Consider the following 24,842-nt stretch of genomic DNA (forward strand, 5'->3'; position numbering starts at 1 on the left):
GCACAGCAACGCGATACGACAAGACGGCCGAGTGCCCTCAGGCAGCCGTCACCCTCGCCTCACTCCTCATGTGGGTGTGATCTCTGACGCCGGTCCCTAGCCGACCAGGCGCCGGCGCCAGTCCAAGGGAGTGACGGTGATGGCCCGGCCGGGGTCACGATCCCACTCGGCGGCGAGACCGGCTGCTTCGAGGGCAGCCGTGACCTCGTGGCCGATGGCCGCCGTGGTCTCGGACGAGTCGTCGAAGCCGCCGTAGAGGAGCGTCAGTCCGTGTCCCGCAGCGGCGGAGTCCGTGCACTGAGTGTGAAAGTAGACGAAGCCGCGGGCGTCGGGCCCGCCTTCGCCGCCGATCTCGGATTGGCCGCAGCTACGGCAGCAGGTGAAGTTCTCGCGGGCGGTGATACCGGCCTCCTGCAGGGCGGTGAACGCGCGGGTGAGCCGCTCGGGGTCGGTCTCACCCTGCCATTCGGCCTGCTCCGCGACCCGCTCCAGCCACAACCGGTCGGCCAGCGCCTTCGCCTGCTCGCGCGAGACGGGCCTGCGGTCCTTGGTGACCAGGTACTCCTCGGCAAGCTCGGCCAGTTCGGCGCGGGAAGCGTAACCGCCGACCAGCACCTCGCGGACGCGCTTCTCCAGCTCCGCGCGCTCGCCTTCGTCGAGGTCGAGCGGCGGCACCTCACGGGCGGGACCCATGTCCAGCGGCGACCAGGCCGGACCGCCGTCCCACCCGGCCTCCTGGCGGGCCCAGCCGGTCATCGCCGCGATCACGACCTCGGGCGCGTCGACCATCGCCTGGAAGTGCCGGTCGGCGGCACCGTCGCGGTACTCCAGCGTGTAGTCGCCACCGGCCTTGTGCCAGACCTGGGCGAAGACGTCAGGCAGGTCGGGTATCCGCTGGACCACCAGGAACAGGTCACCGTCACCCCCGATTCGCCGGACCAGACCAGCCAGCTCCTCAGCGGACACACGCACGTGCCGCTCCCCGTTCTCCGTCTTCACCACGATCTCGAGCATGCGCAGACTCTGGCACACCCCTCTGACTGCGGACCTCCCCGGACCGGCGACACCACTGCTGCCGCTCCAGCTCGATCAGGCCCGTTGCTTGTGGTCGATGGCCGAGCTTTGACGACGGTTCCCAGGGGTGTAGACGGACGGGACGGTGTCCCGGCTCCCGCAGGTCGGGCAGGGGGTCGCGGGCTGGGATCTGAAGCAGGTGTCGCAGGTTTCGCAGTACATGAGGGGTGCGGGGGGAGGGGGTGGGGCGGCGGGTGTGGAGACGGATCCCAGCTGGGGTGCCGGGGGGAGGTGGGCGGTCAGGCGGTGGGCCAGGAGGGCGGCGGGCCGGCGGAGGGGTTCCTTGGGGAGGTCGTACGTCAGGGCGTGGTGGACGACCTCCGGTGAGGTCCCGCGTTCCAGCCAGGCCGCCACGCCAGGGGTGAGGTGTTGGGCGTCGGCCTCGGAGACGTACAGGCGGGGGTCGGTCCTCTGGAGGCCGAGGAGGACGCGGAGGGCGGAGTCGAGGAGCTCCTTGGCGGGGAAGCCGGGGCGGGGGACGGGTGGGAGGGGGCGGGGGCCCGGCTTGGGCCTCGGGGCCGGTTCTGGTTGCGGTTCCGGCTTCGAGACGGGGTTCGGTGCCCCGCTCCGGTTCTCGTTCCGGTCCGGGGCGGTGGGGGGCCTCTGGGGCTTGGGGCGGGGGCGGGTGGGGGTGCTGCTGCCGGGGTTGTGGCAGATGACCGTCTGGGTGATCAGGCGGCCCTTCGCGGTGCGGATCACCGTGCGGCGCAGGTAGCCGTGCCTCTCCAGGGCGTGGAGGGCGTCCGCGACCTTCTGCCGGCTGAAGCCGAGGCGGTCGGCGAGGCACCTGATGGTCACGGAGGTGCCCTCGGCGACGGACATCATGTGGCAGCCGACCGCGATCGCCACGCCGCCGATGTCCGGGTGCTGGAGGAGGCGGTTGCCGATGACGGTGAAGTCGCGGGTGTGGCGGGTGGTCTCGTGGACCACTCCGCGAGAAGTACCCCGGGAAGAGTGGTTCTTGGCGTGGGGGCGAGACGCGGCGGACTGCCGCCGACTACGGTGGTGGGTATCCATCGGGAAGGTGCTACTTCCTGGTTGGTAGGCCCTCGCACTGGGACGGCAATCCCGGCGGGGGCCGACGCATTTCTGCGGACGGTTGGGTGGTGTCGCTGAGCGTAGGGCACACAACCGGTCTCAAACCGCGTCGAGTTGGCATATTCACTCGCGTGAGTGACCGCGCTCCCACACGCGGGGGGAGGGGCGGGTGGGCAGTAGTTCTTCCCCCGTTCTTCGTCTTTCAGGTCCTTGGGTGGTTTACCGCCCACCCACGCGGCGTCCGCACCACCGGAGTCCCGTCCGGTGGGCTCCGGTGGCGTGGGCGGGCGGTGACCAGCGTCTCGGTGCAGCCCGGTCAGGTGAGCCAGCCGTGCTTGGCCGCTTTCAGGCCTGCCTCGAAGCGGCTTGTCGCGTTGAGGCGTTCCATCAGGGCGGCCATCTGGCGGCGTACCGTCCGCAGGGAGACGCCGAGGCGCTTGGCCGCGGCCTCGTCCGTCATGCCGGAGGCGAGCAGCTTCAGCAGGCTGCGTTCGACGGGGGAGAGGCCGTCGGAGGCGGGGGTGCCGGCGCGGTGGTCGGCGCCGAGCGGAACGGCCATCTCCCACGTCTGCTCGAAGAGGGCGAGGAGGGGCGCCACGATGCCCGGCGAGGCGGTGCACAGAGCTCCGAGCCGGGTGTTCGCCGGGTCGATGGGGACGACGGCGATCCGGCGGTCGAAGATCAACATCCGGGGCGGGGTCTCGGGGCAGGTGCGGATCTGGCCGCCCTGCTCGGTGTGCCAGCGGGCGTACCCGAAGGTCGCCGCGTCGTTCCGCGCACTGTCCTGGTAGATCGTCCGGAGCGCCACTCCCCTGGCCAGGGCGCGCTCGTCGAGCGGTCGGGCCGCGTCGAGGCTGGCCTGCGACTGGGCGCCGCCGGGTTCGATGGAGCAGCACTCCTCGGTGAGGTCCCGCGCGAGGCTCTCCAGCCGGTTCTGGATGGCGTCGAGGCCGATCAGGCGCTCGGCGTCATCCAGCGCGGCCGGCCGTTCGGCGGCGTACGCGGCTACCGCACGGGCCACCGTCTCCCTGCTGCGCAGCAACTCCTCCTGGCGGCGCAGGAGTTCCGCTTCCTGCCGGCGGAGGATCGATTCGAACCCGGTCTCCGGGCTGACCGCGCGGAGCATGCCGGGCGTGTCGCGCGAGGGCCGCAGCAGTTCCAGGTCGACCAGGCGGTCGAGCGCGTCCCTCACCTGGCTCTCCCCGACGCCGAGCCGCGCGGCGAGCGCCTCCACCCCCTCCGGGCTTCCTGTCAGCAGGCTGCGGTAGACCGCCTCCTGAACCGTACTGAGGCCGAGCAGCTCAAGGCTCAGCATCTTCTGCATGATCCACCCCCCAGTGGTACCTACATCGACGTCATCCTAGAGCCGGACGGGGCCGGGCGCAGCGCTCTGACCGGCGGAAACGGGCCGGATCGCGCCAAGTACGTCACCTCTGCAACGCATCGGCGTCATCTGGAGGCCACCGGGGCGGCACCTTGGTGCCAGGCACTTTGGTGACGCGGGGAAACCCTTCTCCCGGATCCGGCGGCCGCACAGGATGGTGTCACCGAAAGGGAGCGCCACCCGGAGCGAACGGGATCGATCCCCCGAGGAAAGACCGATCGATTCCGTTCCACCCATCGCGTTCCGCCCCGTCCGGGGCCGGTCCCGTCCGAGAGGAAGTCCCGTGTTCTCGTCCCTCCGCCGCACCGCCGCCATCGCCGCCCTCTCCCTCGCCCTCGTCGGTCTCGCCGCCGAGGCCACCATCGGCTGGGACTCCCACCCGGCGGGCGGGACCTCCCTCGCGGCCGGCACCGACACCATCGGCTGGGACTGACCGGAACCGGCACCCATCGGGAGTCCGCTCATGCGCATGGTCCGCGCCCGTCTGACGTGCGGCGGCGTCGGTGCCGACGCTCCCGCCGCGGGGGCAGGTCTGATCGAGGACCTGCTGTGGGCGCACGCCGTCCCCGCCGACGGTCTCGAGCACCTCCGGGTCCGTTCCCTGCCGCACGGCATGGACGTCGTCCTCTTCCTCGGGGCACCCAGTGACGCCGCGGCCCTCCTGGCCGCCGCCGGTCTCCTGGACCGACTGCGGTTGCCGCTCGCCCGGCACGGACTGTCGGGCGTCGTCGTCTAGGCCGCCCGCCCCTTTCCCCGAAGCGCTTTTCCTCCCTCCGTAGCCCATCCCTGCCGGTGCACCAAAGGGCAGTGAGTGTCATGGGCATGCCAATTTCTTCTCCTCGCCTCCCCCAGGAGTCCTCCGAATGAACACCCGTGTCCGCGTCCTTTCCGCCGCCGCCCTCGCCGCCGTCGTCCTCGGCGTCACCGCCCCCGCGCAGGCCGCCACCCCGACCGCCGCCCCGGCCGGCCTCGCCGCCACGACCACGGTCACCACGCTCGCGGCCGATTCCTCGGTCGGCGGCTCGATCACCCGCGACGAGGTCATCGAACGTGCCAAGTACTGGCTCGGCAAGAACCTCACATACAGCCAGTCCTCCTCGTACCCGGACTCCGACGGCAAGTACTACCGCACGGACTGCTCGGGTTACGTGTCGATGGCCCTGCACCTGTCGAGCAGCCTCAGCACCCAGGGGCTGGGCAGCAGCTCGGACTTCACGACGATCAGCCGCTCCGACCTCAAGCCGGGCGACATCCTCAACAGCTACTACGACCACGTCATCCTCTTCGCGAAGTGGGACGACGCCGCCAAGACCAAGTTCTCCTACTACTCCTTCGGCTCGACGCCGGTGAAGTACATCACCGGGATGTCCATCAACGCGGCCACCTGGGACAGCCACCCGAACGGCGACTACAAGGCCCTGCGTTACAAGCGCATCGTCGACGCGCCGACCGACAAGGGCATGACCAACCTGACCTCCGTCGGCGACCTCACCGGCGACGGCGTCACCGACATCATCGCCGTCGAGTCCTCGACCGGTGACCTCTACCGCTACAGCGGGCCCAACTACGTGGGCATGGGCGCCCGGGTCAAGATCGGCAACGGCTGGAACAACATGTCCACCATCGTCGGCACCGGTGACGTCACGGGCGACGGCGTCGCCGACATCATCGCCGTCGAGAAGGCCACGGGCGATCTGTACCGCTACCCCGGCCCGAACTACAACGGCGGCGCCCGGGTGAAGATCGGCTCCAACTGGGACTCGATGACCAACATCGTCGGTGTCGGCGACCAGACCGGCGACGGCGTGCCGGACCTCATCGCCGTCGAGAAGGCCACCGGCAACCTCTACCGCTACAGCGGGCCCAACTACGTCGGCGGCGGCGGCCGCGTCCAGATCGGCACCGGCTGGAACGGCATCTCCACCGTCGTCGGCGTCGGCGACGTCACCGGCGACGGAGTCTCCGACATCATCGCGGTCGAGCGCTCCACCGGTGACCTCTACCGCTACAGCGGGCCCAACTACGTGGGCATGGGCGCCCGGGTCAAGATCGGCGTCAACTGGGACTCGATGACCAACATCACCGGCGTCGGCGACATCAACGGCGACAGCGTGCCGGACCTCCTGGCCGTCCGGTCGGACACGCAGAAGCTCTACCGGTACTCCGGCCCCGACTTCAGCGGCACCACGGCCGTCGAGATCGGCTCCGGCTGGTAGGCCGCGCCCGCTCCGTACGACCGCCGGCGGGGGGCGCACCTCACGTGCCCCGCACCTCACGCGCCCCCGCCGCCCCCCGTACGGCTCGCCTCCCCTCCCCTCGTACGCCCCGCCCTGCTCCCGTACGCCCGCCCGTCTTCGTACGGCCCGTCCAGAGGAACCCCATGAGCTCCCCCAAGCGTCTCCCGGCCCTCCGCGCCTCCCTGGCCTCCGTCCCGCTCGCCGCCCTCGCGCTCGGGCTCCTGTCCGGCCCGCCCGCCTCCGCCGCGTCCATCGCCACCTGGGACAAGGTCGCCCAGTGCGAGAGCGGCGGCAACTGGTCCATCAACACCGGCAACGGCTACTACGGCGGCCTCCAGTTCGCCAAGACCACCTGGGACGCCTTCGGCGGCCGGCAGTACGCCGACTACCCGCACCGGGCGACGAAGGAGGAGCAGATCCGCATCGCGGAGAAGGTCCTCAAGACCCAGGGCGAGGGCGCCTGGCCCACCTGCGGGCCCAGGGCCGGACTCGGCTCCGACCACACCGTCCCGTACCCGGACGAGCCGGAGGCCCCGCAGTCGAACATGGCCCACCTCACCGCCGTGGGCGACCTCAGCGGCGACGGCGTCACCGACATCATCGCCGTCGAGACCAAGACCGGTGACCTCTACCGCTACAACGGCCCGGGCTACGTCGGCATGGGCGGCCGGGTGAAGCTCGGCTACGGCTGGAACGGCATGAGCGACATCGTCGGCGTCGGCGACCAGACCGGCGACGGCAAGGCCGACATCCTCGCCGTGGAGGCCGCCACCGGCGACCTCTACCGCTACTCGGGCCCGAACTTCACCGGCGGCGGCGCCCGGGTCAAGGTCGGCTCCAACTGGGACTCGATGACCAACATCGTCGGTGTCGGCGACCAGACCGGCGACGGCGTGCCGGACCTCATCGCCGTCGAGAAGTCCACGGGCGACCTGTACCGCTACTCGGGACCGAACTTCACCGGAGGCGGCGGGCGCGTGAAGCTCGGCGTCGCCTGGAACTCGATGTCCGCCCTCGTCGGCATCGGCGACCTCACCGGTGACGGAGTCTCCGACATCCTCGCCGTCGAGAAGTCCACCGGCGACCTCTACCGCTACTCGGGGCCGTCCTACAACGGCGGTTCGCGCGTGAAGCTCGGCGTCAACTGGGACTCCATGTCCCACATCACCGGCGTCGGCAACGTCACCGGCGACGCCGCACCGGACCTCCTCGCCGTCGAGACCGCGACCGGCAACCTCTACCGCTACGCCGGTCCGGGCTACAGCGGCGGCTCCCGCACGCAGATCGGCACCGGCTGGTGACCGGCCTCTCCGCCACCCTTCCTTCCACCAGGAGTCCATACATGCGGATTCGCAAGGCACTCGGCAGCGCCGGGGCTCTCCTCGGCAGCGTCGCCGCCGCCCTCGCCCTCGGCGCCCCGAGCGCCCAGGCGGATACCGTCAGCCCCGGCAGCGCGGGCCCGCTGCGCTTCGTCAGCTTCAACATGTGCGGCAGCGGCAGCCCCTGCACCCCGGAGAAGGGCTACACGGACGGCGCCAAGTACGCGGCGGTCGTCGATCAGACCAGCGGCTCCGGCTGGAACGCCGACCAGATCTTCCTCCAGGAGGTCTGCCGCTACCAGTACGACGAACTCGCCGCCCAGCTCAAGCCCAAGGGCTTCCAGGGCCTCTACACCACCACCGTCCAGCTCGGCACCTCCTCCGGTCTGTGCGCCGGCGGTGCGGACGGCACCAAGGGCGACTACGGCATGGCGCTCTTCGTGAAGGGCACCGTCTCGGACAGCGCGGTCCTCGACCTGACCGTCGGCGGCGAGTCCGAGCCGATCAAGGCCCCGTGTCTGAAGAGCTACACCCAGGGACGCTCCAACTGGGCCTGCTCGGTGCACCTCTACTGGAACGACGCCGCCCTCCGCGACGCCGAGGCCCGGAAGCTGGCCCAACAGGCCGCCGTCTGGCAGGGCCAGGGCTCCCCGGTCGTCCTCGGCGGCGACTTCAACGGCAAGCCCGACACCGCCATGGCCGCCAGCTTCTACGGGTCCGGCGCCGGCGGCAACGGCACCTTCGTGGAGGCCGACGAGACCGACAAGGACTACTTCACCAGTGCCTGCCTCACGGCCGGCGCGAGCCACTGCCGCAGCGGCGAGACGACCTTCGGCGACAGCCGCCGGAAGCTCGACTATCTCTTCCTCTCCGGCGCCCACTTCAAGGACGTCAAGGGCGACGTGCTGCCCAACTTCACGGGCGCCTCGGACCATGACATGATCCGCGCCGCCGCCGGCTGGGCCGACTGCGGCCCGGCCGGTGCCACCGACAGCCTCTTCCGCCGCGACGCGAGCGGCGCCCTCTACCGCTACGCCGGCCGCACCGGTGGCCTCGCCGCGCCCTGCAAGGTCGGCGTCGGCTGGGGGAGCATGGGCAAGGTCGCCCAGGACGGTGACACCCTCGTCGCCGTCGACGGCTCCGGCACGCTCTGGCGCTACCCGGCCGACCCGTCCACCGGCAGCTACTCCGGCTCCACCCGCGTCCAGGCCGGTACCGGCTGGCAGGCGAACGACGTCCTGCTCGCCCCCGGCGACTTCGACGGTGACGGCAAGGCCGACCTGATCGGCCGGGACACCGCCGGTGTGCTCTGGCTCTACCCGGGCGACGGCGCCCACGGCTACGGGGCCCGCAAGCAGATCGGCACCGGCTGGCAGATGTTCGACGCCCTCGTCGCCCCCGGCGACTTCGACGGCGACGGCAAGGCCGACCTGATCGGCCGGGACACCGCGGGCGTCCTGTGGTTCTACAAGGGCAACGGCGCCGGGTACTACGCGCCCCGCACCCAGATCGGCACCGGCTGGCAGGTCTACTCCGCGCTCGTCGCCCCCGGCGACATCAACGGCGACGGCAAGGCCGACCTGATCGGGCGCGACGCCTCCAACAACCTGTGGCTGTACAAGGGCAACGGCGCCGCGTACTACGCGCCGCGCGTCCAGATCGGCTACGGCTACCCGGACGGCGAGCTGCTCTTCTGAGCCACGGCTTCCCGGAAGGAACGCGTGCCCGCCCCGTCACATCGACGGGGCGGGCTTCGTCATGGAGGCGTACGGCCCCGTCCGGGGGTCGCAGCCGAGGAGTACGGATGTCCACCACCGTCACCGCCGTCGCCGCGTTCATGGCGGGCTTCTCGGGTGTGTCCGTGCTGGCGCGGGCGACGTTCGTCGTCGAACCTCTCGCCGCGTACGGGGTGCCGCGCTCCTGGTGGAACGGGCTCGGAGTGCTGAAGCTGGCCGGGGCCGCGGGGCTCGTCGTCGGGTTCTGGGCACCGGTGATCGGGATCCTCGCGGCGGTCGGCCTGGTGCTGTACTTCGCGGGCGCGGTCCTCACCGTCGTACGGGCGAAGGCGTACGGGCACGTGGCGTTCCCGCTGATGTACATGGCGCCGGCGGCCGCCGCGCTCGCGCTGATGTGAGGACGGGGATGGGACGGGGACGGGGACGGCGAAGGCCGCCGGCCCCCGGGAGACCAGGGATCGGCGGCCTTCGCTCGCGTACGGGGCGGACGTCAGTCCTTCTTCGGGTCCTCCAGGCGCGGGAAGAGGACCGCGCCCTTCGTGACCGTCGCGCCGGCGGGGAGCCCGCCCCACTCGCCGGCGTTCTGCACCGGCTGGTCCGCCAGGGCGCCCAGGGACGCCTCGGCACCCAGCGACTCCCAGAGGGCCTGCGAGGTCTCCGGCATGATCGGGTTGAGGAGGACGGCGACGGCGCGGAGGGACTCGGCGGCCGTGTAGAGGATCGTCGCCAGGCGGGCCCGGCCCTCCTCCGACTCGTCCTTGGCCACCTTCCACGGCTCCTGCTCCGTGATGTAGCCGTTGACCTGCTTCACGAAGTCGAAGATCGCCAGGATGCCGGCCTGGAAGTCCAGCTCCTCGCCGATCTTGGCGTCGGCCGTCGCGACCGCCTTCGCCAGACCGTCCTGGACCGCCTTCTCGGCGTCGCCGTCGGCCGTCGCCGCCGGCAGCTCGCCGCCGAAGTACTTGCCGACCATCGCCGCCACGCGGGAGGCGAGGTTGCCGTAGTCGTTGGCCAGCTCGGAGGTGTAGCGGGCGGAGAAGTCCTCCCACGAGAACGAGCCGTCCTGACCGAAGGCGATCGCCCGGAGGAAGTACCAGCGGTACGCGTCCACGCCGAAGTGCGAGGTCAGGTCCTGCGGCTTGATGCCGGTCAGGTTCGACTTCGACATCTTCTCGCCGCCGACCATCAGCCAGCCGTTGGCCGCGACCCGGCCCGGGACCGGGAGGCCCTGCGCCATCAGCATCGCCGGCCAGATCACCGCGTGGAAGCGGAGGATGTCCTTGCCGATGAGGTGGACGTTCGCCGGGAAGGTCTCGTCGAACTTCTCCGGGTTCTCGTTGTAGCCGACCGCCGTGGCGTAGTTCAGGAGGGCGTCGATCCAGACATAGATCACGTGCTCCTTGTCCCACGGGACCGGGATGCCCCAGTCGAAGGTCGAGCGCGAGATGGAGAGGTCCTCCAGGCCCTGCTTGACGAAGTTCAGGACCTCGTTGCGGGCGGACTCCGGCTGGATGAAGCCCGGGTTCGCCTCGTAGAAGTCGAGCAGCTTCGGGCCGTACTCGCTCAGCTTGAAGAAGTAGTTCTCCTCCTTGAGGATCTCCACCGGCTTCTTGTGGACGGGGCAGAGCTTGGTGCCGTCCTCCGCCTCGATGAGATCGCCCGGGAGCTTGAACTCCTCACAGCCGACGCAGTACGGGCCCTCGTAGCCGCCCTTGTAGATCTCGCCCTTGTCGTACAGGTCCTGCACGAACTCCTGGACGCGGTCCGTGTGACGCTTCTGCGTGGTGCGGATGAAGTCGTCGTTCGCGATGTTCAGGTGCTCCCAGAGGGGCTTCCACGCCTCCTCGACGAGCTTGTCGCACCAGGCCTGGGGCGTGACGTCGTTCGCCTCGGCCGTGCGCATGATCTTCTGACCGTGCTCGTCCGTGCCGGTGAGGTACCACACCTTCTCGCCGCGCTGACGGTGCCAGCGCGTGAGCACGTCGCCTGCGACGGTCGTGTAGGCGTGGCCCAGGTGAGGAGCGTCGTTGACGTAGTAGATGGGGGTCGTGACGTAGAACGCCTTCGCCCCCTGCTTCTCGGATCCAGTGGCCGCCATGGTCGAAATCCTAACGGGCCCACGAAGATCGACTCACATCGATAAGCAGGGGGCGGAGGGTGGGGTTCAGCCGGATGCTCAGAGCCGGATGCTCAGAGAGCGAGACCGGTGAGGATGCCCCGGTAGAACTCCGCGTGCGGGGTCTCGGACGGCGTCGGGCCCGCGAAGTGGGTCGCCGTACGGTCGGCGGCGAGCTTCCGCAGGTAGTCGAAGGCCTTGCCGTCCTCCTCGCCCCAGGCCGTGAAGCGCCAGTGCACGGGACGGCCGGCGGCCTCCGCCAGGGCCTGCGTCGCGGCGGTACGGGACTCGGGGGCGCCGTCCGTCTGGAAGATCACCAGCGCGGGGCGGGCCGGGTCGGCCTTCTCGTGGTGGGCCAGGACCTCCTCGACGGCACGGTGGTAGTTCGTCCGGCCGAGGCGGCCGAGGCCGGCGTTGATCTCCTCCACGCGGGTGGGGGTGAGGTCGGCGGGGGCCAGGTCGACGACCCCGTCGACGTCGGTCGAGAAGAACACGGCCGTGACCGTCGCGTCCTCGTCCAGGTGCGCGGCGAGCCCGACGGCCTGCTCGGCGAGCCGCTGCACGGACCCGTCCTTGAAGTACCCGCGCATCGACCCGGACCGGTCGACGACCAGATACACCTGCGCCCGCGCCCCCGCGAGCCCCGCCTCCCGCAGAACGGCCCCGGCCGCCTCGTACGCCTCCACCAGCTCGGGCGTCCCGCGGACGGGGCTCTGGGGGGTGGCGTCGGTGTCGGTGACTACGTCGGTGCCGGTGGTGTCCGTGTCGGCGCTGGGCTGCGCGTCCGCCGCGAGGACCGCCTCGGCGGGGGCCTCCGCCTCCGGCGCGGCCTCGGGGGCCGGGGCCGGTTCGGCAGCGGCCTCGGTGGCGACGGCGGGCTCCGCCTCGGCGGTGGCCGTGGCGGCTTCCGCCTCCGGCGCGGCCTCCACCGGGGCCGCCTCTGCGGCGACCTCGGTGCCGACGACGGCCGGTGCGGCTTCGGCCTCCGGCACGATGGGGGTCTCTGCGACGACCGCGCCCTCAGGCGCAGCGCCGGCCGCGAGGACCGTCTCGGTGTCCGGGGCAGGCTCAGCGGTGACGCCGGCCTCGGGCTCGGTGTCGGCGGTCGGCTCCGCCTCGGTGGTGGCCGGGGTGGCCTCCGCCTCCGGTGCGGCCTCGGGCTCGGTGTCGGTGGTCGGCTCCGCTTCGGCGGCGGCCGGAGTGGCCTCCGTGTCCGGGGCGGGCTCAGCGGTGACGCCGGCCTCGGTGTCGGCGGTCGGCTCCCCCTCGGCGGCGGCCGGGGTGGCTTCGGCCAGGGGCGCTTCGGCCTCGGGCTCGGCGTCCGTCGTCTGCTCCGCCTCGGTGGTGGCCGGGGTGGCCTCCTCCTCCGGTGCGGCCTCGGGCTCGGTGTCGGCGGTCGGCTCCGCCTCGGTGGTGGCCGGTGCGGCCTCGGCCAGGGGCGCTTCGGCCTCGGGCTCGGCGTCCGCACTCGGCTCCGTCCCGGTGGTGGCCGGGGTGGCCTCCGCCTTCGGCGTGGCCTTGGCCGGGGCCGGTTCGGCCTCGGGCTCGGCGTCCGCACTCGGCTCCGTCCCGGTGGTGGCCGGGGTGGCCTCCGCCTTCGGCGTGGCCTTGGCCGGGGCCGGTTCGGCAGCGGTCTCGGGGGCGGTGGTCGGCTCCGCTTCGGCGGCGGCCGGGGTGGCTTCGGCCTCGGGCTCGGTGTCGACCGTCGGCTCCGCCTTGGCGGTGGCCGTGGTGGCTTCCGCGTTCGGCGTGGCCTCGGCCTCGGCCGGGGCCGGTTCGGCAGTGTCCTCGGTGTCCGTCGTCGGCTCCGCCCCGGCGGTGGCCGGTGTGGCCTCGGGCTCGGCGTCTGTCGTCTGCTCCGTCCCGGCGGTGGCCGGGGTGGCCTCCGCCTCCGGTGTGGCCTCGGGCGTGGTCGTTTCAGCCGTGGCCCCGGTGTCCGGGACGGACGTGGCGGTGGCCTCGGGATCGGGGTCGGCCTTCGGCTCCGCCTCGGCGGTGGCCGACAGTGCGGGTTCCGCCTTCGGCGCCGTCTCGGCTTCGGGCTCCGCCTCGGCCGTGGACGCGATGGCCTCCGCCTCCGGTGCGGCTGCAGCCGCCGGGTCGGCGGCCGGCTTCGACTCGGTCGCGGTCGGTGCCGCCTCGGCGTCGGGCTTCGCCGTCGGTGCGGCATCCGCTTCCGCCGGAGCGGTGCTGGGATCCGCCTCCGCCTGCGGGGCGCCCGCACTCGCGTCCGCCTCCGCCTGCGGGGCGCCCGCACTCGCGTCCGCCTCCGCATCCGGGGCACCCGCACCCGCCTCCGCCTCCGCGTCCCCGCCCTCGGGCGAAATCGGGGAGCCCGTGCGGGCCTTCGGGATCTGGGGGTTGTCGAAGGCGGCGGCCACCAGGTCGTCGGCGGTCTTGCGGGCTGCGGCTTCCTGGGGCTCCGGGGCCTCTGTCGGCTCCTGGGAGTCCTGAGAGTCCTGGGGCTTCTGGGGGGTCGGCGGCTTCGGGAGCTGCTGGGACTCCTGCGGCTCCTGCGGCTCCTGTGGTGTCCCCGGCTCCGGTTCGCGGGACTGGGGAGGGACGGAAGGGGTCGCGGGATCTTCGCGGTCGCGGCCGAATACCTTGCGCAGCAAGCTCCGAATACCCATGGGCGAACCCTTTCGCATGAGTTGGATGCGGTATGCGTCCTTCATCCCTGGCCAGGGCGGACACGTAAGGTTAGCGGCCGCGTCCTCCGGTTCTCGGGACCCCGTCGGTCACGGTTGCCGCGCATTCATCCAGCGTTCATTCGGCCGCCGCCCGCGTGCAGATGTGCACACATACCGTCACGGCCGAACGGATTCCCGACACCATGTCGGCGCAGTACTGCGCCGGAGGAGGACCAAGTGCGCAAACTGCTGCCGCTGATCGGCACGAACCCGCACGGAGGCGGCCGTTCCGCCCTGACCTGCCGGTTCCGGTGTGGTGACGCCTGCTTCCACGAGGTGCCCAACACCAGCGGCAACGAGTACGTCGGCGACGTCATAGCCGGTGTGCTGTCGCGCCGTTCCGCACTCCGTGCCGCCGCCGTCGTGACCGTCGCCTCCGCCGCCGGCGGGTCCGTGGTGCTCGGTGGGGCGCCGGCCGCCGAGGCGCACCCGGGGCACAAGCCCGCGCCGAAGGCCGACGGCGCTCGGGGGCTGCGGTTCGCGTCCGTCGCGCCCAACACCGCCGACGCGGTGACCGTGCCGGCCGGGTACGGGCAGAACGTCGTCATCCGGTGGGGCGAGCCGATCCTCCGCGGCGCGCCCGCCTTCGACTCCGAGAAGCAGACCGCCGCCGCGCAGGCCGGGCAGTTCGGCTACAACAACGACTTCCTCTCGCTGCTGCCGCTGCGCGGCGAGCGCGGGCGCCAGGTGCTCGTCGCCAACCACGAGTACACGGACGAAATGCTGATGTTCCGGGGGTACGACTCCGAGAACCCGACCCGCGAGCAGGTCGAGATCGCCTGGGCCGCGCACGGCCTCTCCGTCGTCGTGGTGCAGGAGGAGCACCGGACGGGCAAGCTCTCGCCCGTCTCGCGGCACTACCTGAACCGGCGCCTCCACACCACCAGCGAGTTCGAGCTGACCGGTCCCGCCGCCGGGTCCGCGCTCGTGCGGACCTCCGTCGACCCGGACGGCCGTACCGTCCTCGGCACGCTCAACAACTGCGCCGGAGGCACCACCCCGTGGGGCACCACCCTCCACGGCGAGGAGAACTTCAACCAGTACTTCGCCAACGGCTCGTCCGCCACGGACAAGCGGTACGGCGTCGGCACCGGCGCCTCCGAGCGCAAGTGGGAGCGGTTCGACAAGCGCTTCGACCTCGCGCAGGAGCCGAACGAGGTCCACCGCTTCGGCTGGGTCGTCGAGCTCGACCCGTACGACCCGGAGTCGACGCCGCGCAAGCGCACCGCGCTCGGCCGGTTCAAGCACGAGGCCGCCCAGCCGCGGCTGACCGCCGACGGCCGTCCGGTCGTCTACATGGGCGACGACGAGCGCTTCGACTACTTCTACAAGTTCGTGTCGTCGAAGCGGATGATGAAGGGCGGGTCGCGGAAGGCCCGCGCCCACAACCTCACCCTCCTCGACGAGGGCACCCTGTACGTCGCCAAGCTGACCGGCGACTCCCCGGCCGCCGAGGTCGACGGCACCGGCAAGCTCCCGAACGACGGCGAGTTCGACGGGTCGGGCGTCTGGATCCCGCTGGCCACGGCCACCGCGGACGGGGCCGTCTCGCACGTGCCCGGGATGAGCGCCGAGGAGGTCTTCGTCTTCACGCGCCTCGCCGGTGACAAGGCCGGTGCGACGAAGATGGACCGCCCCGAGGACGTCGAGCCGTCGCCGCGCTCCGGCCGCGTCTACGTCGCCCTGACGAACAACACCAACCGCGGCAAGGGCGCCAACCCGGGCGCCGACGAGGCCAACCCGCGCAACCTCAACAAGCACGGGCAGGTCCTGGAGCTCGCCGAGCACTGGGACGACCCGTCGTCCGACGGCTTCGCCTGGCGCCTCTTCCTCGTCGCCGGCGACCCGAACGACCCGGCCACCTACTTCGCGGGCTACCCGAAGGAGAAGGTCTCCCCGATCTCCTGCCCGGACAACGTGGCCTTCGACCCGCACGGCAACCTGTGGATCTCCACCGACGGCAACAAGCTCGGCTCGCACGACGGCCTCTTCGGCGTCGCCGTGCACGGTGACCGCCGCGGCGAGCTGAAGCAGTTCCTCACGGTGCCGCGCGGCGCCGAGACCTGCGGCCCGATCATCCAGGACCGCCGCGTCCTGGTGGCCGTGCAGCACCCGGGCGAGGTCGACGGCGCCTCCGTCGAGAACCCGGCCTCCGTCTGGCCCGACGGCCCCGGCAGGATCGTCCGCCCGTCCGTCGTCGCCGTCTGGCGCCAGGACGGCCGCGACATCGGCGTCTGATCCGGCAGCGGTACGGGAGGGCCGGGGGCGGGGGCCTGGCGGTCAGCCGATCCCCAGGCCCTCCCGGAACCGGACGAACTGCTCCCCCGGGTCCCCCGTGTACGCCCACGGGACCCACGCCGCCCGCGCGCCGAGCAGGCCCATCAGCTCCCGCGCCAGCTCCACCTGACCCGCGTAACAGGCCGCGTGGGCGAGGAAGTTGAGGTCTCCCACCTCCTCCGGCGCGAGGGGTCGGGCAGCGTCCCGGCCGCCGATCCAGCGGTCGTGGGTGCGCCGCAGCTCGGTCACCGCCAGTTCGTGCTTCCAGTGCTGGTCGAAGCCGCGCACCGGGCCGCGCCCCAGCGCCCCGTCGGCGATGTAGCGGTACTCCTCCACCCGCGCGACCTGCACCAGGACCGGCAGCGCCGAGCCGGGCGGTGCCACTCCCGCCGCGTCCCGTGCGAAGTCGTACATCGAGCCGTGGGTGCCGTGCCAGCGGGCCGAGAGGTAGCGGAGGACCTGGACGTGGCCCTCGATGCTGTACGGGTCGCGGCGGCGCAACTCGTCGAACCAGTAGCGGAGGTCGCGGCGCGGGACGCCACCCTCGTACAGCCGCGCCACCGAGAGCAGCGACACCCAGGGCATCGGGTCGGCGGGGGCCGCTTCCGCCGCGCTGCGGCAGGCGTCGACGGCCGCGTCGATCCTGGCCCGGTCGACGGCGGCGCCCCTCCCCGCGGCGATGGCCGCGTCGAAGACCCGTACGACCTCGGTCGCCGCCCGCAGCACCGCCGCGTCCGCGCTGTGCGGTTCGGCCGCCCGCCAGGTCTCGACGGTGGAGCTGCCGGCGGCGGCGTGCGAGAGCAGCCGGACGCGGTGGGTGCGGCGGGCCCAGTCGTCTCCGGTGGCGGCGAGCAGGTCGCGTACGCCCTGCCAGCGGCCGATGACGATGTCGTGGCGGGCCTCCGTCAGCGCGCGGTCACCGAAGTCCGGGTCGAAGTCGGGGGTGAACCGCTCCGCGCGGGACCGTCTGAGGGGGCGTCGGCGTACGCCCATGGGGGCCTCCTTCGCTCACGAAGTACCGGGTGTCGTCGTCAGAAGTCCGGGTCGGAAGTCCGGGTCAGAAGTCCGTGGCGTAGCTCTTGTCCCGGAGGTGGGCGCCGGGGGAGGCGGGGGCGGCCTCTCCGGCGGCGGCGAGGGCGCGGCGCGCGTCGAGGCGGGCGGGCCGGTAGTAGTCGCTGCCGCGGCGCCAGTACACGGCCATGGGGACGAGACCGGTGGCGAGGCCGCCGAGGCCGATGGTGAGTGCGGTGGTGGACAGTTCGCCGAGCGACTCGACGAAGGCCCACAGCATGAACGCCGAGCCGAGCAGCGGCCACACCCCGCCGAGCAGCAGGTTCTTCGCCGAGCGCAGCAGCAGCGACTTGTACGCGACGGCGGCGGCGATGCCGGCCAGGCCGTAGTAGAAGGCGATCTGGAGGCCGATCGCGGCGACCGCGTCCCGCAGGATCCGCTGGACGGAGCCGGCGGCGGCCGCGGCGACGAAGAGGGCGAGGGCGGCGGCGCCGACGGCGGCGATCGCGACCCACGGCGTGTTCCAGCGGCGGTGGACGAGGCCGAGGGCGGCCGGCAGGGTCCGGTCGCGGCCCATCGCGAAGAGCGAGCGGGTCACCTGGAGCAGGGTGGTCTCCAGGGTCGCGACGGTCGACAGGATCACGGCCACGACCAGCAGTTTCCCGCCGACGCCGGGCCAGATCTCCTCACCGAGGACGGCGAGCACGTTCGGTCCCGCGGCCAGGATCCGGTCGGCGGGCAGCAGCACGTTCACGGCGACCGTGGCGGCGACGAAGAGGAGGAAGACGAAGCCGACGCCGACGAGCGCGGCGAGCCCGGCGGTCCGCCGGCTGTTCCGGGTCTCCTCGCTGAGGTTGCTGGTGACGTCCCAGCCCCAGTAGTAGAACGCGGCGATCAGCGCGCCCGCCGCGAAGCCCTCCGGCCCGTGGAAGTGCCCGATCCCGAACCACGACCAGTCGAAGGCGACCGCCCGGCCCCGGTGCGCCACCGCCGCCAGGATGAAGGCGAGCAGGACGGCCATTTCGGCGCCCGACATGAGGAGTTGGGCCCGGACGGTGAGCCGGGTGCCGCCGAGGACGACGCCGAGCATCAGCAGGAACCAGCAGGCGCCGACGGCCGCCGCCAGCGGGGTGGAGGAGGCGAGGCCGGGGGCGAAGAGGGCGAGGGTGAGCGAGCCGGCGGGGAGCGAGCCCGCGACCATGAACACGGTGGCGGCGAAGACCAGCGCCCAGCCGGAGAGGAAGCCCAGGAACGGGTGGAGGGTGCGGCCCACCCAGGAGTAGCCGGCGCCCGCGTTGACGTCGATCCGGCCGAGGCGGGCGTAGGCGAGGACGATGCCGAACATCGGTATCGCGCAGTAGAGGAGCGCGGCAGGGCCCGCGAGCCCGACCGCGCCGAAGAGGACGGCGGTGGTGGCGGCGAGCGAGTAGGCGGGGGCGCTGCCGGCGACGGCCATCACGATGGTGTCGAAGGTGCCGAGGACGTTGGGCTGGAGCCCTCTGCTCGTGGTCGTGCGCATGACGGTGTCCTCGGAGTCCTGGGAGCGGGCGTGGGGGGTTCCGGACGACGGAGGGGGAACGGAGGGGAGGGGAGAAGGAGGAGTGCGGGCAGGGTGAAGTGGCGTGGCGGGCGGGCCGGGTGACGGGTTCCGTGCGGGCGCGGGCAGGGGGGTACGGCAGGGGACGGGCAGCCTGCGGACGCTGATCACATCGGGGCGGTCGAGCGCATCGTAGTCGCCCGGATGGAATCCGGTAACGGTGCCAGGAAGGTTCCGTTCCGTGACCGCCGGTAAGTCCGTCGACGCGCCCCCGGCGGAGGGTTTACGGGCCTTCCGGGGGCAGTTCGGGCCCGGCGATGGCGCGGGCGGCGCGGACCTCCTGGCGGAGCGGGGCGAGGACGCCGTCCTCGTCGTCGGGAAGTGCGGCGCGGACCGCGACGAGGGTCTCGGTGGCGCGCAGCCCGTCGGCGAGTTCGCGCAGCTCGCGCGCCACCTCGGCGACCTCCGCCGGGTCCGGTGGCGGGGCGCCGTGCGCGACGCGGATGCGGGCGGCGGTGGTGGCGTCCACGATCCGCTCGACGGCGATGGCGAGCGGCCACCAGGCGGCGGCGCGGGTGCCGGTCGGCGGCGGTTCGGTGAGGGCGCGCTGGAACTCGGAGCGGACCGCCGACAGGTCCCGGTACAGCTTGCGGCGGGCCCGCAGCCGGCCGGTGTCGGCACCGGCCCGCGGGGGGCCGGGCGGGAAGGCGCGGTCCACGTACGCGGCCGCGTCCGCGACCGCGTCGGCGAGCCGGTCGCCGATCCGGCTGTGCCAGGACTCGGGCCAGAGCAGGTAGCCGGCGACCAGCGCGATGGCGCAGCCGATGAGGGAGTCGTAGAGGCGGGGCAGGACGAGGTCGAAGCCCTGCTGGTTGAGGGCGTCGGAGAGCAGCAGGATGACGGGGGTGACGGCCGCGGTCTGGAAGGCGTACCCCTTCGCGGAGAAGACCGGGATGAGCGCGGCGAGCACCGCCATCACCGGCACGTCCCACCAGCCCCGTGGCACCTCGGCGAGGACGAGGGCGGCGGAGACCAGGCCCAGGCAGGTGCCGACGGCGCGCAGCACGGCACGGGAGAAGACCGAGCCGAAGTCGGGCTTCAGCACGAAGGTGACGGTGAGCGCGACCCAGTACGAGCGCGGCACGGCGATCAGCGAGACGAGGGACTGGGCGAGGCCGATGCAGAGCGCGAGGCGGAGCCCGTACCGCCAGGAGGGCGCGGACAGCAGCGTCGTGCGGGTGGCGCGGCGGACGCGGACGGCGAGGGAGGCGGGGCGGCCGAGGCGGTCGTCGACGTCGTAGGGGTTGGGTTCGGCCGCGCGGACGACGGTCGCGGCGTGCCGGAGCGCGTGCTCGACGGCCTTGTCGGAGGGGCGGTCGGAGGGCGGGAGGGCCGGTTCGGCGAGGTCGGTGCGGCCGTGCTCCACGGCGTCGGCGAGCTCGCGGATCGTCGCGGCGACGGCCGGTGGCAGCGGACCGCGCACGCGGGCGCGGAGGTCGGCGGCGGGCGCGGCCTCCAGGAGCGGGATCAGCACGTTGAGCTGGGCGAGCAGCCGGGCCAGGGAGGAGGTGCGGCCGTGCTGGCGGGTGCGGCGGGCCAGGATCAGGTCGTACGACTGGTTCAGCGAGCCGGTCACCGCGTGGCGCTTCTCCTGGTACGCCTCCGAGCCCGCCGCCTCGTACAGGTCGGCGAGCGTCCGGTAGGTGGCCGCCACCGCGGCCCGCTCCGGCGCGGCGCGGCGCAGCGGCCAGCCGAGCAGGGTGAGCGCGAGGACGACGAGACCGCCGAGGCCCAGGAGGACGGGCGCCTTCCACCACGGCGCGGGCATCGGGAGGCCGACGCCGACGACGGCGTTGAGGAGCAGGAGGAGACCGGAGGCGGAGGCGACCGCGCCGATCGAGGAGATCATCCCGGAGACCAGCGCGACGAGGGTGAGGGTGGCGACGGCGAGCCAGCCGTGCCCGAAGACGAGCGTCCCGAGCGTCACGCCGAGGGCGCCGAACAGCTGCGGGACGGCGATGTTGAAGACGCGCATCCGGTAGGCGTCGGCGGTGTCCCCGATGACGCCCGACAGCGCGCCCATCGAGACGAGGGCGCCCTCGGCGGGGCGGTCCAGGGCGAGGCCGGCGGCGAGGGGGAGGGAGAGGGCGAGGGCGGCGCGGAGGGTGGCCGGCCAGGGGATGGGGGCGGGTTCCGGCCGCAGTCCTGCCGTCAGCCACGCCGGCGGCCCCATCCGCCCGGTCCCAGAACCCATGCCCCCAACGTACGCGCGCCCGCCCGACGCCACCGTGTGGGCAGGCGTTCCGCAGGGCGGAACGGGTGGGCACACCCACGGTGCGGCCGCACATGTGCGGGGCGTTCAGGCGCGGGAACCTGGGCCCGGTGCAGGGCGCCGTCCGTTGTGCCCACCCGTTCCGCCCTTGCGGAACGTATGCCCACAACGGCCTGGGGCCGGCTAGTTGCGGTAGGACTCGACTTCCGCGGCGGGGCGGAGGGTGGCCGTGTCGGGGTCCTCGCCGAACTCGGACTTGGCGCGCCGCTGCCGGAGCAGGTCCCAGCACTGGTCGAGGCGCACCTCAAGCTCCGCGAGGCGTTCGCGTTCCTCGGGGAGGAGGCCGCCGGTGCGCCCGCGCAGGGCGCGTTCCTCCTCCACGAGCGCTCCGATGTCGTCGAGGATCTGCTCGTTGTCCATGTTCCCAGCGTCGCCGATCAGCGCCCTTCGTGCAGGTCGAGGTCGGCGAGGACGGCCCGGTGGTCGCTGCCGGGGAGGGGGAGGAAGCGGGTGGCGACGGGCGTGAGGGTGTGGGAGGAGAGGACGTGGTCGATCTGGACGTACGGCGGCAGCGGGCCCTCCGCCGGCCAGGTCGGGGTGCGGGAGGCGCCGGTGACGCGGGCCGCGTCGAGGAGGGAGGGGGAGGTGAGGAAGGCGCGGTAGGCGGCGTGGTCCTGGGAGGCGTTGAAGTCGCCGGCGAGGACGAGCGCTTCGTCCGCCGGGCGGGAGGTGATCTCCGCGTGCAGCCGGGCCAGTTCCGTCTTCCAGAGGCCGACCTGGTCGGGCAGCGGCGGCATCGGGTGCGCGAGCTGGAGCCGTACGGCCCGTCCGGCGATCTCGGCCGTCGCGCCCGGCATGCCCATCGTGGCGGGGACGGCGGACCGGTCGCGCAGCGGGTAGGCGCTGAGGATGACGGAGCCCTTCGAGCCCTCCTCGTCCACGGAGACCCGGTGCGGCAGCTGCCGGGAGAGCGCGGCGGTGAGGGTCCGCGCGCAGCGGGGGTCGCACTCGGAGACGTACAGGAGCTGGGGTTTCTCGCGGCGGGCGAGGTCGACGAGGGAGCCGGTGGCCTGCCCGAACTCGACGTTCGCGGCGATCACGCGGATCCGCGCGAGCGGGGGGCCGTAGGAGTACACGAGCATCGGGGGGAGCGTCGTCCAGGCCGTGAAGGCGAGGACGAGGACCGCGAGGAAGGTCAGGGGCCGGTGCCGTGAGGCCGCCGCGCACAGCACGCCCAGGGCGGCGGGGACGGTCAGCCAGGGGAGGAGGGAGAGGAGCTGCGGGACGGGTGTGACGCCGTCCGTGCCGTACGCCTTGCAGCCGGCGACGACCGCGGGGACGACCAGGAGCAGCCCGGCGGCCCAGGCGGCGGCGCGGGTGCCGGGCCTGGGCCGGAGGGGTGCGGGCGGCGGGGACGGGAGTGCGGGCGCGGTGGTCCCCGCGACGGGCGTCGGCTGGGCGTCGGGCGTCGGCTGGGCGTCGTCGGATGCGAGGGCTCGGTCCACTCCGTCAGTGTCGCAGGGCCCGTTCGATCTCCGCGGTCGTCGGGCCGGTCAGGGTCCGATTGCTGCGCGCCGTACCGGACTTGGAGGCTCCGGCGGGGACGGCGTCGAGGGTGAGGACGACGGTGTCGAGGAAGTTCCCGCCGTCGTCCCGGAAGGTGACCAGGACCGTGTAGTCGGCGGTCGCGTCCTTCGGGTTCGTGGCGGTGACGGTGGCGACCGTGCGGTCGCCGTCGACGGAGGTCGGTCCCGCGGTCACCTCGTCGGTGGCGTTCGCCCCGTCCTTGATCTCGTCCATCTTCCGCTGCGCGGCCGAGGCGACCGCGGAGCTCGCCGAGGAGACGATGTCCCCGGCGGTCTCCTTGGCCGCGTCGCAGCCGGTCGCGGCGCCCGCGACGGCGCCGGTCACGGCGAGGGCGAGGAGCGCGGCCCCGAACCGCGGGCGCCGTCGGCGGGTGCCCACGTCAGTACCGCTCGTTCCGGCCGTACTGGTCGTCCGTGGCCAGGGCCCAGATCACGAAGACCGAGACGGCCATCGAGAAGAGCGCCCACCACGGCTGGTAGGGGATGAAGAGGAACTGCGCGAGGAGGTTGAGGGAGGCCAGCGAGATACCGGCGACCCGGCCCCACTCGGCGCCCTTGAGGATCCCGTAACCGGCGATCGCGACGATGATGCCGAGGATCAGGTGGATCCAGCCCCAGGTGGTGAGGTTGAACTTGAAGACGTAGTCGCCGACGCGGGCGTAGACGTCGTCCTCGGCGATCCCGGCGATGCCCTGGAAGACGTCCAGGATGCCGGTGACCAGCATGAGGACACCGGCGAAGAGCGTTCCGCCGGAGGACCAGGCCTCCGAGGTGCTCGACCTCGGGGGTCGGGGGGCGCCGTCAGGTCGCGGGGGTGTGCTGTTCTGGCTCATGGCCCCATAGTGGGATCAATGCGAACAATCCGGCCTTCCGATTGCTCCGAACGGGTAGGGCGATCGCGCTTGCGAACTCGTAATCTGGATATGTAGAGTCCAGAATCATGAGGATGAACGAAGGCGTGGAGTGGGCGCTCCACAGCTGTCTCAACCTGGCCTGGATCGGCCCCGAGCGGGCGGTCACCGCCGCCCGGCTCGCGGCCTACCACGAGCTGCCCGCCGCGTACCTGAACAAGCAGCTCCAGGCGCTCGTCCGGGCCGGCCTCCTCACCTCCGTCTCCGGCCCCAAGGGCGGCTTCCGGCTCGCCCGCGGCCTCGACCGGATCACCCTCATGGACGTCGTCACCGCCCTGGAAGGCCCCGAAGAGGCCTTCCGCTGCACCGAGATCCGGCAGCAGGGCCCGGGTGCCGGTTCGGGCGCCGGTGCCGGTTCGCGCCCCGGTTCGGGTGCCGGTCCCGCGGGCGGGAACGCGCCCGAGTGCGCCATCGCCGGCGCCATGGGCCGCGCCGACCTCGCCTGGCGCCGCGAACTCGCCGCGCAGACCCTGGACTCCGTCCGCGAGCGCGCCGAACGGCAGGCGCCGGACGCCCCGGACCGGATCCGGCGGTGGTTCGCGAACGTGGGGTGAGGGGGCGGGCCGTGGTGCGGCGCAGCGCCGCCTGCCCCTCAGATTCTGGACATTGAACATCTAGAAAACATGCGACGCCATTGCGACATGTGGAAGGAAGCTCCGTCATGACCGACCAGCGCACGCTCACCAACCCGCCCACCCTCCACGACCCCGCCCCCTTCGGGTACAGCCACGCCGCCTCCGCCCCCGGCGAACTCGTCTTCATCGGCGGGCAGTACGCCTCCGACGCCACCGGCGCGCCCGTCCCCGGCGACTTCGCCGACCAGGTCGCCCGCTCCCTCGCCAACCTCCGGCACGCCCTCGAAGGCGTCGGACTCGGATACGAGCACGTCGTCCGGCTCGGCTCGTACGTCGTCGACCACGACCTCGCGAAGCTGGAGGTCCTCGGGAAGGCGCTGCACGAGGCGTTCGGCGAGCGGCTGCCCGCGCAGACGCTCAGCGGCGTCGCCTCCCTCGCCCTGCCCGGCATGCTCTTCGAGATCGACGCGGTCGCGGTCCGGCCCGCCGGCCGGGAGGGGTCCGCGGAGCACTGATCCGACTTGCGGGGCGTCCGCGGCGGGTGTGCCCTGGAGGGTGCAGCAGCAGGGGGGCGACACGAAGGAGCTCCTGCCATGGCCGCACACGCAGCGGTACCCGCACGGCGTTCCGTGGAGATGCACGGGGCCGTCATGCCCGCCGTCATCGGCGTCCTCTACGGCCTCTGGGCCGCGACCGTCTCGCGGCACGGCGGGGCGCTCACCTGGGGCCAGCTCTGGCTCGGCATCGTCTCCGCGGTCGTCCTCGCCGGCGCCCTGTGGGCGCTCCGCACCTACGGGCGCGCCCTGCCGCGCGAGGCGCGCGCCGTGGCGTGGGGAGCGGTCACGGGCGGTGCGACCGGCTTCCTCTACAGCCTCTCCGGGGCGAGCGTGTTCTCGTCGAGCGGGCTCGGGCTCGCGGTCGGCAGCGCCGTCGGCGCGGGCATGTTCTACCTCTTCTACACGCACGAGGACGCCACCGGTCACCCCGCCCCGTACTGACCTCGACCTTCATGTCCGACCCGCCTCCTTCCCCGTCCCGCCTCCGCCTTCCCCGTCCCGCCCCCTCCTCCGGACTGCGTC

22 protein-coding genes are annotated in these 24,842 nt (G+C 72.7%); 10 read left to right on the forward strand and 12 right to left on the reverse strand.

The window, feature by feature from the left end:
• Positions 1-96: 96 nt before the first annotated feature.
• From HHL19_RS26950 to HHL19_RS26960, 3 genes are all read right to left on the reverse strand, one after another.
• Positions 97-1,014 (reverse strand): hypothetical protein, encoded by a 918-nt coding sequence (locus tag HHL19_RS26950; protein WP_169092944.1) that lies wholly within the window; start codon positions 1,012-1,014, stop codon positions 97-99.
• A 75-nt stretch (positions 1,015-1,089) separates the two neighbouring features.
• The gene (locus HHL19_RS26955) at positions 1,090-2,004 is read right to left on the reverse strand and encodes a helix-turn-helix domain-containing protein (RefSeq protein ID WP_206325189.1); all 915 of its coding nucleotides are present in this window, start codon (positions 2,002-2,004) and stop codon (positions 1,090-1,092) included.
• Between the two features lie 424 nt (positions 2,005-2,428).
• A complete protein-coding gene (locus HHL19_RS26960; protein WP_240981893.1) occupies positions 2,429-3,436 on the reverse strand; it encodes a LuxR family transcriptional regulator in 1,008 nt (335 codons plus the stop codon).
• A 343-nt stretch (positions 3,437-3,779) separates the two neighbouring features.
• On the opposite strand from HHL19_RS26960, the gene HHL19_RS26965 reads away from it, so the two are divergent.
• The 6 genes from HHL19_RS26965 to HHL19_RS26990 all read left to right on the forward strand — a co-directional run bounded on the left by HHL19_RS26965 (position 3,780) and on the right by HHL19_RS26990 (position 9,186).
• Positions 3,780-3,929 carry a hypothetical protein gene (locus HHL19_RS26965; protein WP_169092945.1) on the forward strand — a complete coding sequence of 50 codons (150 nt, stop codon included), beginning with the start codon at positions 3,780-3,782 and terminating at the stop codon, positions 3,927-3,929.
• A gap of 30 nt (positions 3,930-3,959) precedes the next feature.
• Positions 3,960-4,232 carry a hypothetical protein gene (locus tag HHL19_RS26970; protein ID WP_169092946.1) on the forward strand — a complete coding sequence of 91 codons (273 nt, stop codon included), beginning with the start codon at positions 3,960-3,962 and terminating at the stop codon, positions 4,230-4,232.
• Between the two features lie 127 nt (positions 4,233-4,359).
• Positions 4,360-5,712, forward strand: coding sequence for a VCBS repeat-containing protein (locus HHL19_RS38235; RefSeq protein ID WP_206325188.1), 1,353 nt, complete (start codon positions 4,360-4,362; stop codon positions 5,710-5,712).
• Between the two features lie 164 nt (positions 5,713-5,876).
• Complete coding sequence (locus tag HHL19_RS38240; protein ID WP_169092947.1) at positions 5,877-7,034, forward strand: transglycosylase family protein; 1,158 nt, start codon at positions 5,877-5,879, stop codon at positions 7,032-7,034.
• Positions 7,035-7,075: 41 nt separating this feature from the next.
• On the forward strand, positions 7,076-8,749 hold the full coding sequence (locus HHL19_RS26985) for an FG-GAP-like repeat-containing protein (protein WP_169092948.1): 1,674 nt from the start codon (positions 7,076-7,078) through the stop codon (positions 8,747-8,749).
• 107 nt (positions 8,750-8,856) lie between these two features.
• Complete coding sequence (locus HHL19_RS26990) at positions 8,857-9,186, forward strand: DoxX family protein (RefSeq protein WP_169092949.1); 330 nt, start codon at positions 8,857-8,859, stop codon at positions 9,184-9,186.
• Positions 9,187-9,278: 92 nt separating this feature from the next.
• On the opposite strand, the gene metG is transcribed toward HHL19_RS26990, so the two are convergent.
• Both metG and HHL19_RS38245 read right to left on the reverse strand, forming a co-directional pair.
• Positions 9,279-10,886: a methionine--tRNA ligase gene (gene metG / locus HHL19_RS26995; RefSeq protein ID WP_169092950.1), complete on the reverse strand. Its 1,608-nt coding sequence runs from the start codon at positions 10,884-10,886 to the stop codon at positions 9,279-9,281.
• 92 nt (positions 10,887-10,978) lie between these two features.
• Positions 10,979-13,519 (reverse strand): VWA domain-containing protein, encoded by a 2,541-nt coding sequence (locus tag HHL19_RS38245; RefSeq protein ID WP_277349197.1) that lies wholly within the window; start codon positions 13,517-13,519, stop codon positions 10,979-10,981.
• A 252-nt stretch (positions 13,520-13,771) separates the two neighbouring features.
• Between HHL19_RS38245 and HHL19_RS27005 the strand changes: the two genes are divergently transcribed.
• Positions 13,772-15,832, forward strand: coding sequence for a PhoX family protein (locus tag HHL19_RS27005; protein WP_169092951.1), 2,061 nt, complete (start codon positions 13,772-13,774; stop codon positions 15,830-15,832).
• 42 nt (positions 15,833-15,874) lie between these two features.
• Here the strand turns inward: HHL19_RS27005 and HHL19_RS27010 are convergent, their stop codons facing one another.
• From HHL19_RS27010 to HHL19_RS27040, 7 genes are all read right to left on the reverse strand, one after another.
• Positions 15,875-16,864 carry a hypothetical protein gene (locus tag HHL19_RS27010; protein WP_169092952.1) on the reverse strand — a complete coding sequence of 330 codons (990 nt, stop codon included), beginning with the start codon at positions 16,862-16,864 and terminating at the stop codon, positions 15,875-15,877.
• A 64-nt stretch (positions 16,865-16,928) separates the two neighbouring features.
• Complete coding sequence (locus HHL19_RS27015; RefSeq protein ID WP_169092953.1) at positions 16,929-18,401, reverse strand: APC family permease; 1,473 nt, start codon at positions 18,399-18,401, stop codon at positions 16,929-16,931.
• A gap of 301 nt (positions 18,402-18,702) precedes the next feature.
• Entirely contained in the window at positions 18,703-20,673 is a 1,971-nt protein-coding gene (locus tag HHL19_RS27020; RefSeq protein WP_240981894.1) for an FUSC family protein, read from the reverse strand.
• 201 nt (positions 20,674-20,874) lie between these two features.
• The gene (locus tag HHL19_RS27025) at positions 20,875-21,111 is read right to left on the reverse strand and encodes a DUF2630 family protein (protein ID WP_169092954.1); all 237 of its coding nucleotides are present in this window, start codon (positions 21,109-21,111) and stop codon (positions 20,875-20,877) included.
• 17 nt (positions 21,112-21,128) lie between these two features.
• Complete coding sequence (locus HHL19_RS27030) at positions 21,129-22,196, reverse strand: endonuclease/exonuclease/phosphatase family protein (protein WP_169092955.1); 1,068 nt, start codon at positions 22,194-22,196, stop codon at positions 21,129-21,131.
• Between the two features lie 4 nt (positions 22,197-22,200).
• On the reverse strand, positions 22,201-22,656 hold the full coding sequence (locus tag HHL19_RS27035; protein WP_206325186.1) for a hypothetical protein: 456 nt from the start codon (positions 22,654-22,656) through the stop codon (positions 22,201-22,203).
• 1 nt (position 22,657) lies between these two features.
• Positions 22,658-23,110, reverse strand: coding sequence for a hypothetical protein (locus tag HHL19_RS27040; protein ID WP_169092956.1), 453 nt, complete (start codon positions 23,108-23,110; stop codon positions 22,658-22,660).
• Positions 23,111-23,223: 113 nt separating this feature from the next.
• Between HHL19_RS27040 and HHL19_RS27045 the strand changes: the two genes are divergently transcribed.
• The 3 genes from HHL19_RS27045 to HHL19_RS27055 all read left to right on the forward strand — a co-directional run bounded on the left by HHL19_RS27045 (position 23,224) and on the right by HHL19_RS27055 (position 24,761).
• Positions 23,224-23,742, forward strand: coding sequence for an Rrf2 family transcriptional regulator (locus HHL19_RS27045; RefSeq protein ID WP_206325234.1), 519 nt, complete (start codon positions 23,224-23,226; stop codon positions 23,740-23,742).
• Positions 23,743-23,849: 107 nt separating this feature from the next.
• Complete coding sequence (locus tag HHL19_RS27050) at positions 23,850-24,278, forward strand: RidA family protein (protein ID WP_169092958.1); 429 nt, start codon at positions 23,850-23,852, stop codon at positions 24,276-24,278.
• A 78-nt stretch (positions 24,279-24,356) separates the two neighbouring features.
• A complete protein-coding gene (locus tag HHL19_RS27055; protein WP_169092959.1) occupies positions 24,357-24,761 on the forward strand; it encodes a hypothetical protein in 405 nt (134 codons plus the stop codon).
• Positions 24,762-24,842 lie beyond the last annotated feature (81 nt).

It is taken from the genome of Streptomyces sp. R302 (genome assembly GCF_012927245.1).
Classification (GTDB): Bacteria; Actinomycetota; Actinomycetes; order Streptomycetales; family Streptomycetaceae; genus Streptomyces.

Excerpts from the sequence above, each read along its gene's own strand:
- HHL19_RS26950 (WP_169092944.1), bottom strand. The coding sequence starts at position 1,014 with ATGCTCGAGATCGTGGTGAAGACGGAGAACGGGGAGCGGCACGTGCGT.
- HHL19_RS27025 (WP_169092954.1), bottom strand. The coding sequence starts at position 21,111 with ATGGACAACGAGCAGATCCTCGACGACATCGGAGCGCTCGTGGAGGAG.
- HHL19_RS38240 (WP_169092947.1), top strand. The coding sequence starts at position 5,877 with ATGAGCTCCCCCAAGCGTCTCCCGGCCCTCCGCGCCTCCCTGGCCTCC.
- HHL19_RS38235 (WP_206325188.1), top strand. The coding sequence starts at position 4,360 with ATGAACACCCGTGTCCGCGTCCTTTCCGCCGCCGCCCTCGCCGCCGTC.
- HHL19_RS27020 (WP_240981894.1), bottom strand. The coding sequence starts at position 20,673 with ATGGGTTCTGGGACCGGGCGGATGGGGCCGCCGGCGTGGCTGACGGCA.
- HHL19_RS27010 (WP_169092952.1), bottom strand. The coding sequence starts at position 16,864 with ATGGGCGTACGCCGACGCCCCCTCAGACGGTCCCGCGCGGAGCGGTTC.
- HHL19_RS27015 (WP_169092953.1), bottom strand. The coding sequence starts at position 18,401 with ATGCGCACGACCACGAGCAGAGGGCTCCAGCCCAACGTCCTCGGCACC.
- HHL19_RS26970 (WP_169092946.1), top strand. The coding sequence starts at position 3,960 with ATGCGCATGGTCCGCGCCCGTCTGACGTGCGGCGGCGTCGGTGCCGAC.
- HHL19_RS27040 (WP_169092956.1), bottom strand. The coding sequence starts at position 23,110 with ATGAGCCAGAACAGCACACCCCCGCGACCTGACGGCGCCCCCCGACCC.
- HHL19_RS26990 (WP_169092949.1), top strand. The coding sequence starts at position 8,857 with ATGTCCACCACCGTCACCGCCGTCGCCGCGTTCATGGCGGGCTTCTCG.
- HHL19_RS27045 (WP_206325234.1), top strand. The coding sequence starts at position 23,224 with ATGAACGAAGGCGTGGAGTGGGCGCTCCACAGCTGTCTCAACCTGGCC.
- HHL19_RS27055 (WP_169092959.1), top strand. The coding sequence starts at position 24,357 with ATGGCCGCACACGCAGCGGTACCCGCACGGCGTTCCGTGGAGATGCAC.
- HHL19_RS27050 (WP_169092958.1), top strand. The coding sequence starts at position 23,850 with ATGACCGACCAGCGCACGCTCACCAACCCGCCCACCCTCCACGACCCC.
- metG (WP_169092950.1), bottom strand. The coding sequence starts at position 10,886 with ATGGCGGCCACTGGATCCGAGAAGCAGGGGGCGAAGGCGTTCTACGTC.
- HHL19_RS26985 (WP_169092948.1), top strand. The coding sequence starts at position 7,076 with ATGCGGATTCGCAAGGCACTCGGCAGCGCCGGGGCTCTCCTCGGCAGC.
- HHL19_RS26960 (WP_240981893.1), bottom strand. The coding sequence starts at position 3,436 with ATGCAGAAGATGCTGAGCCTTGAGCTGCTCGGCCTCAGTACGGTTCAG.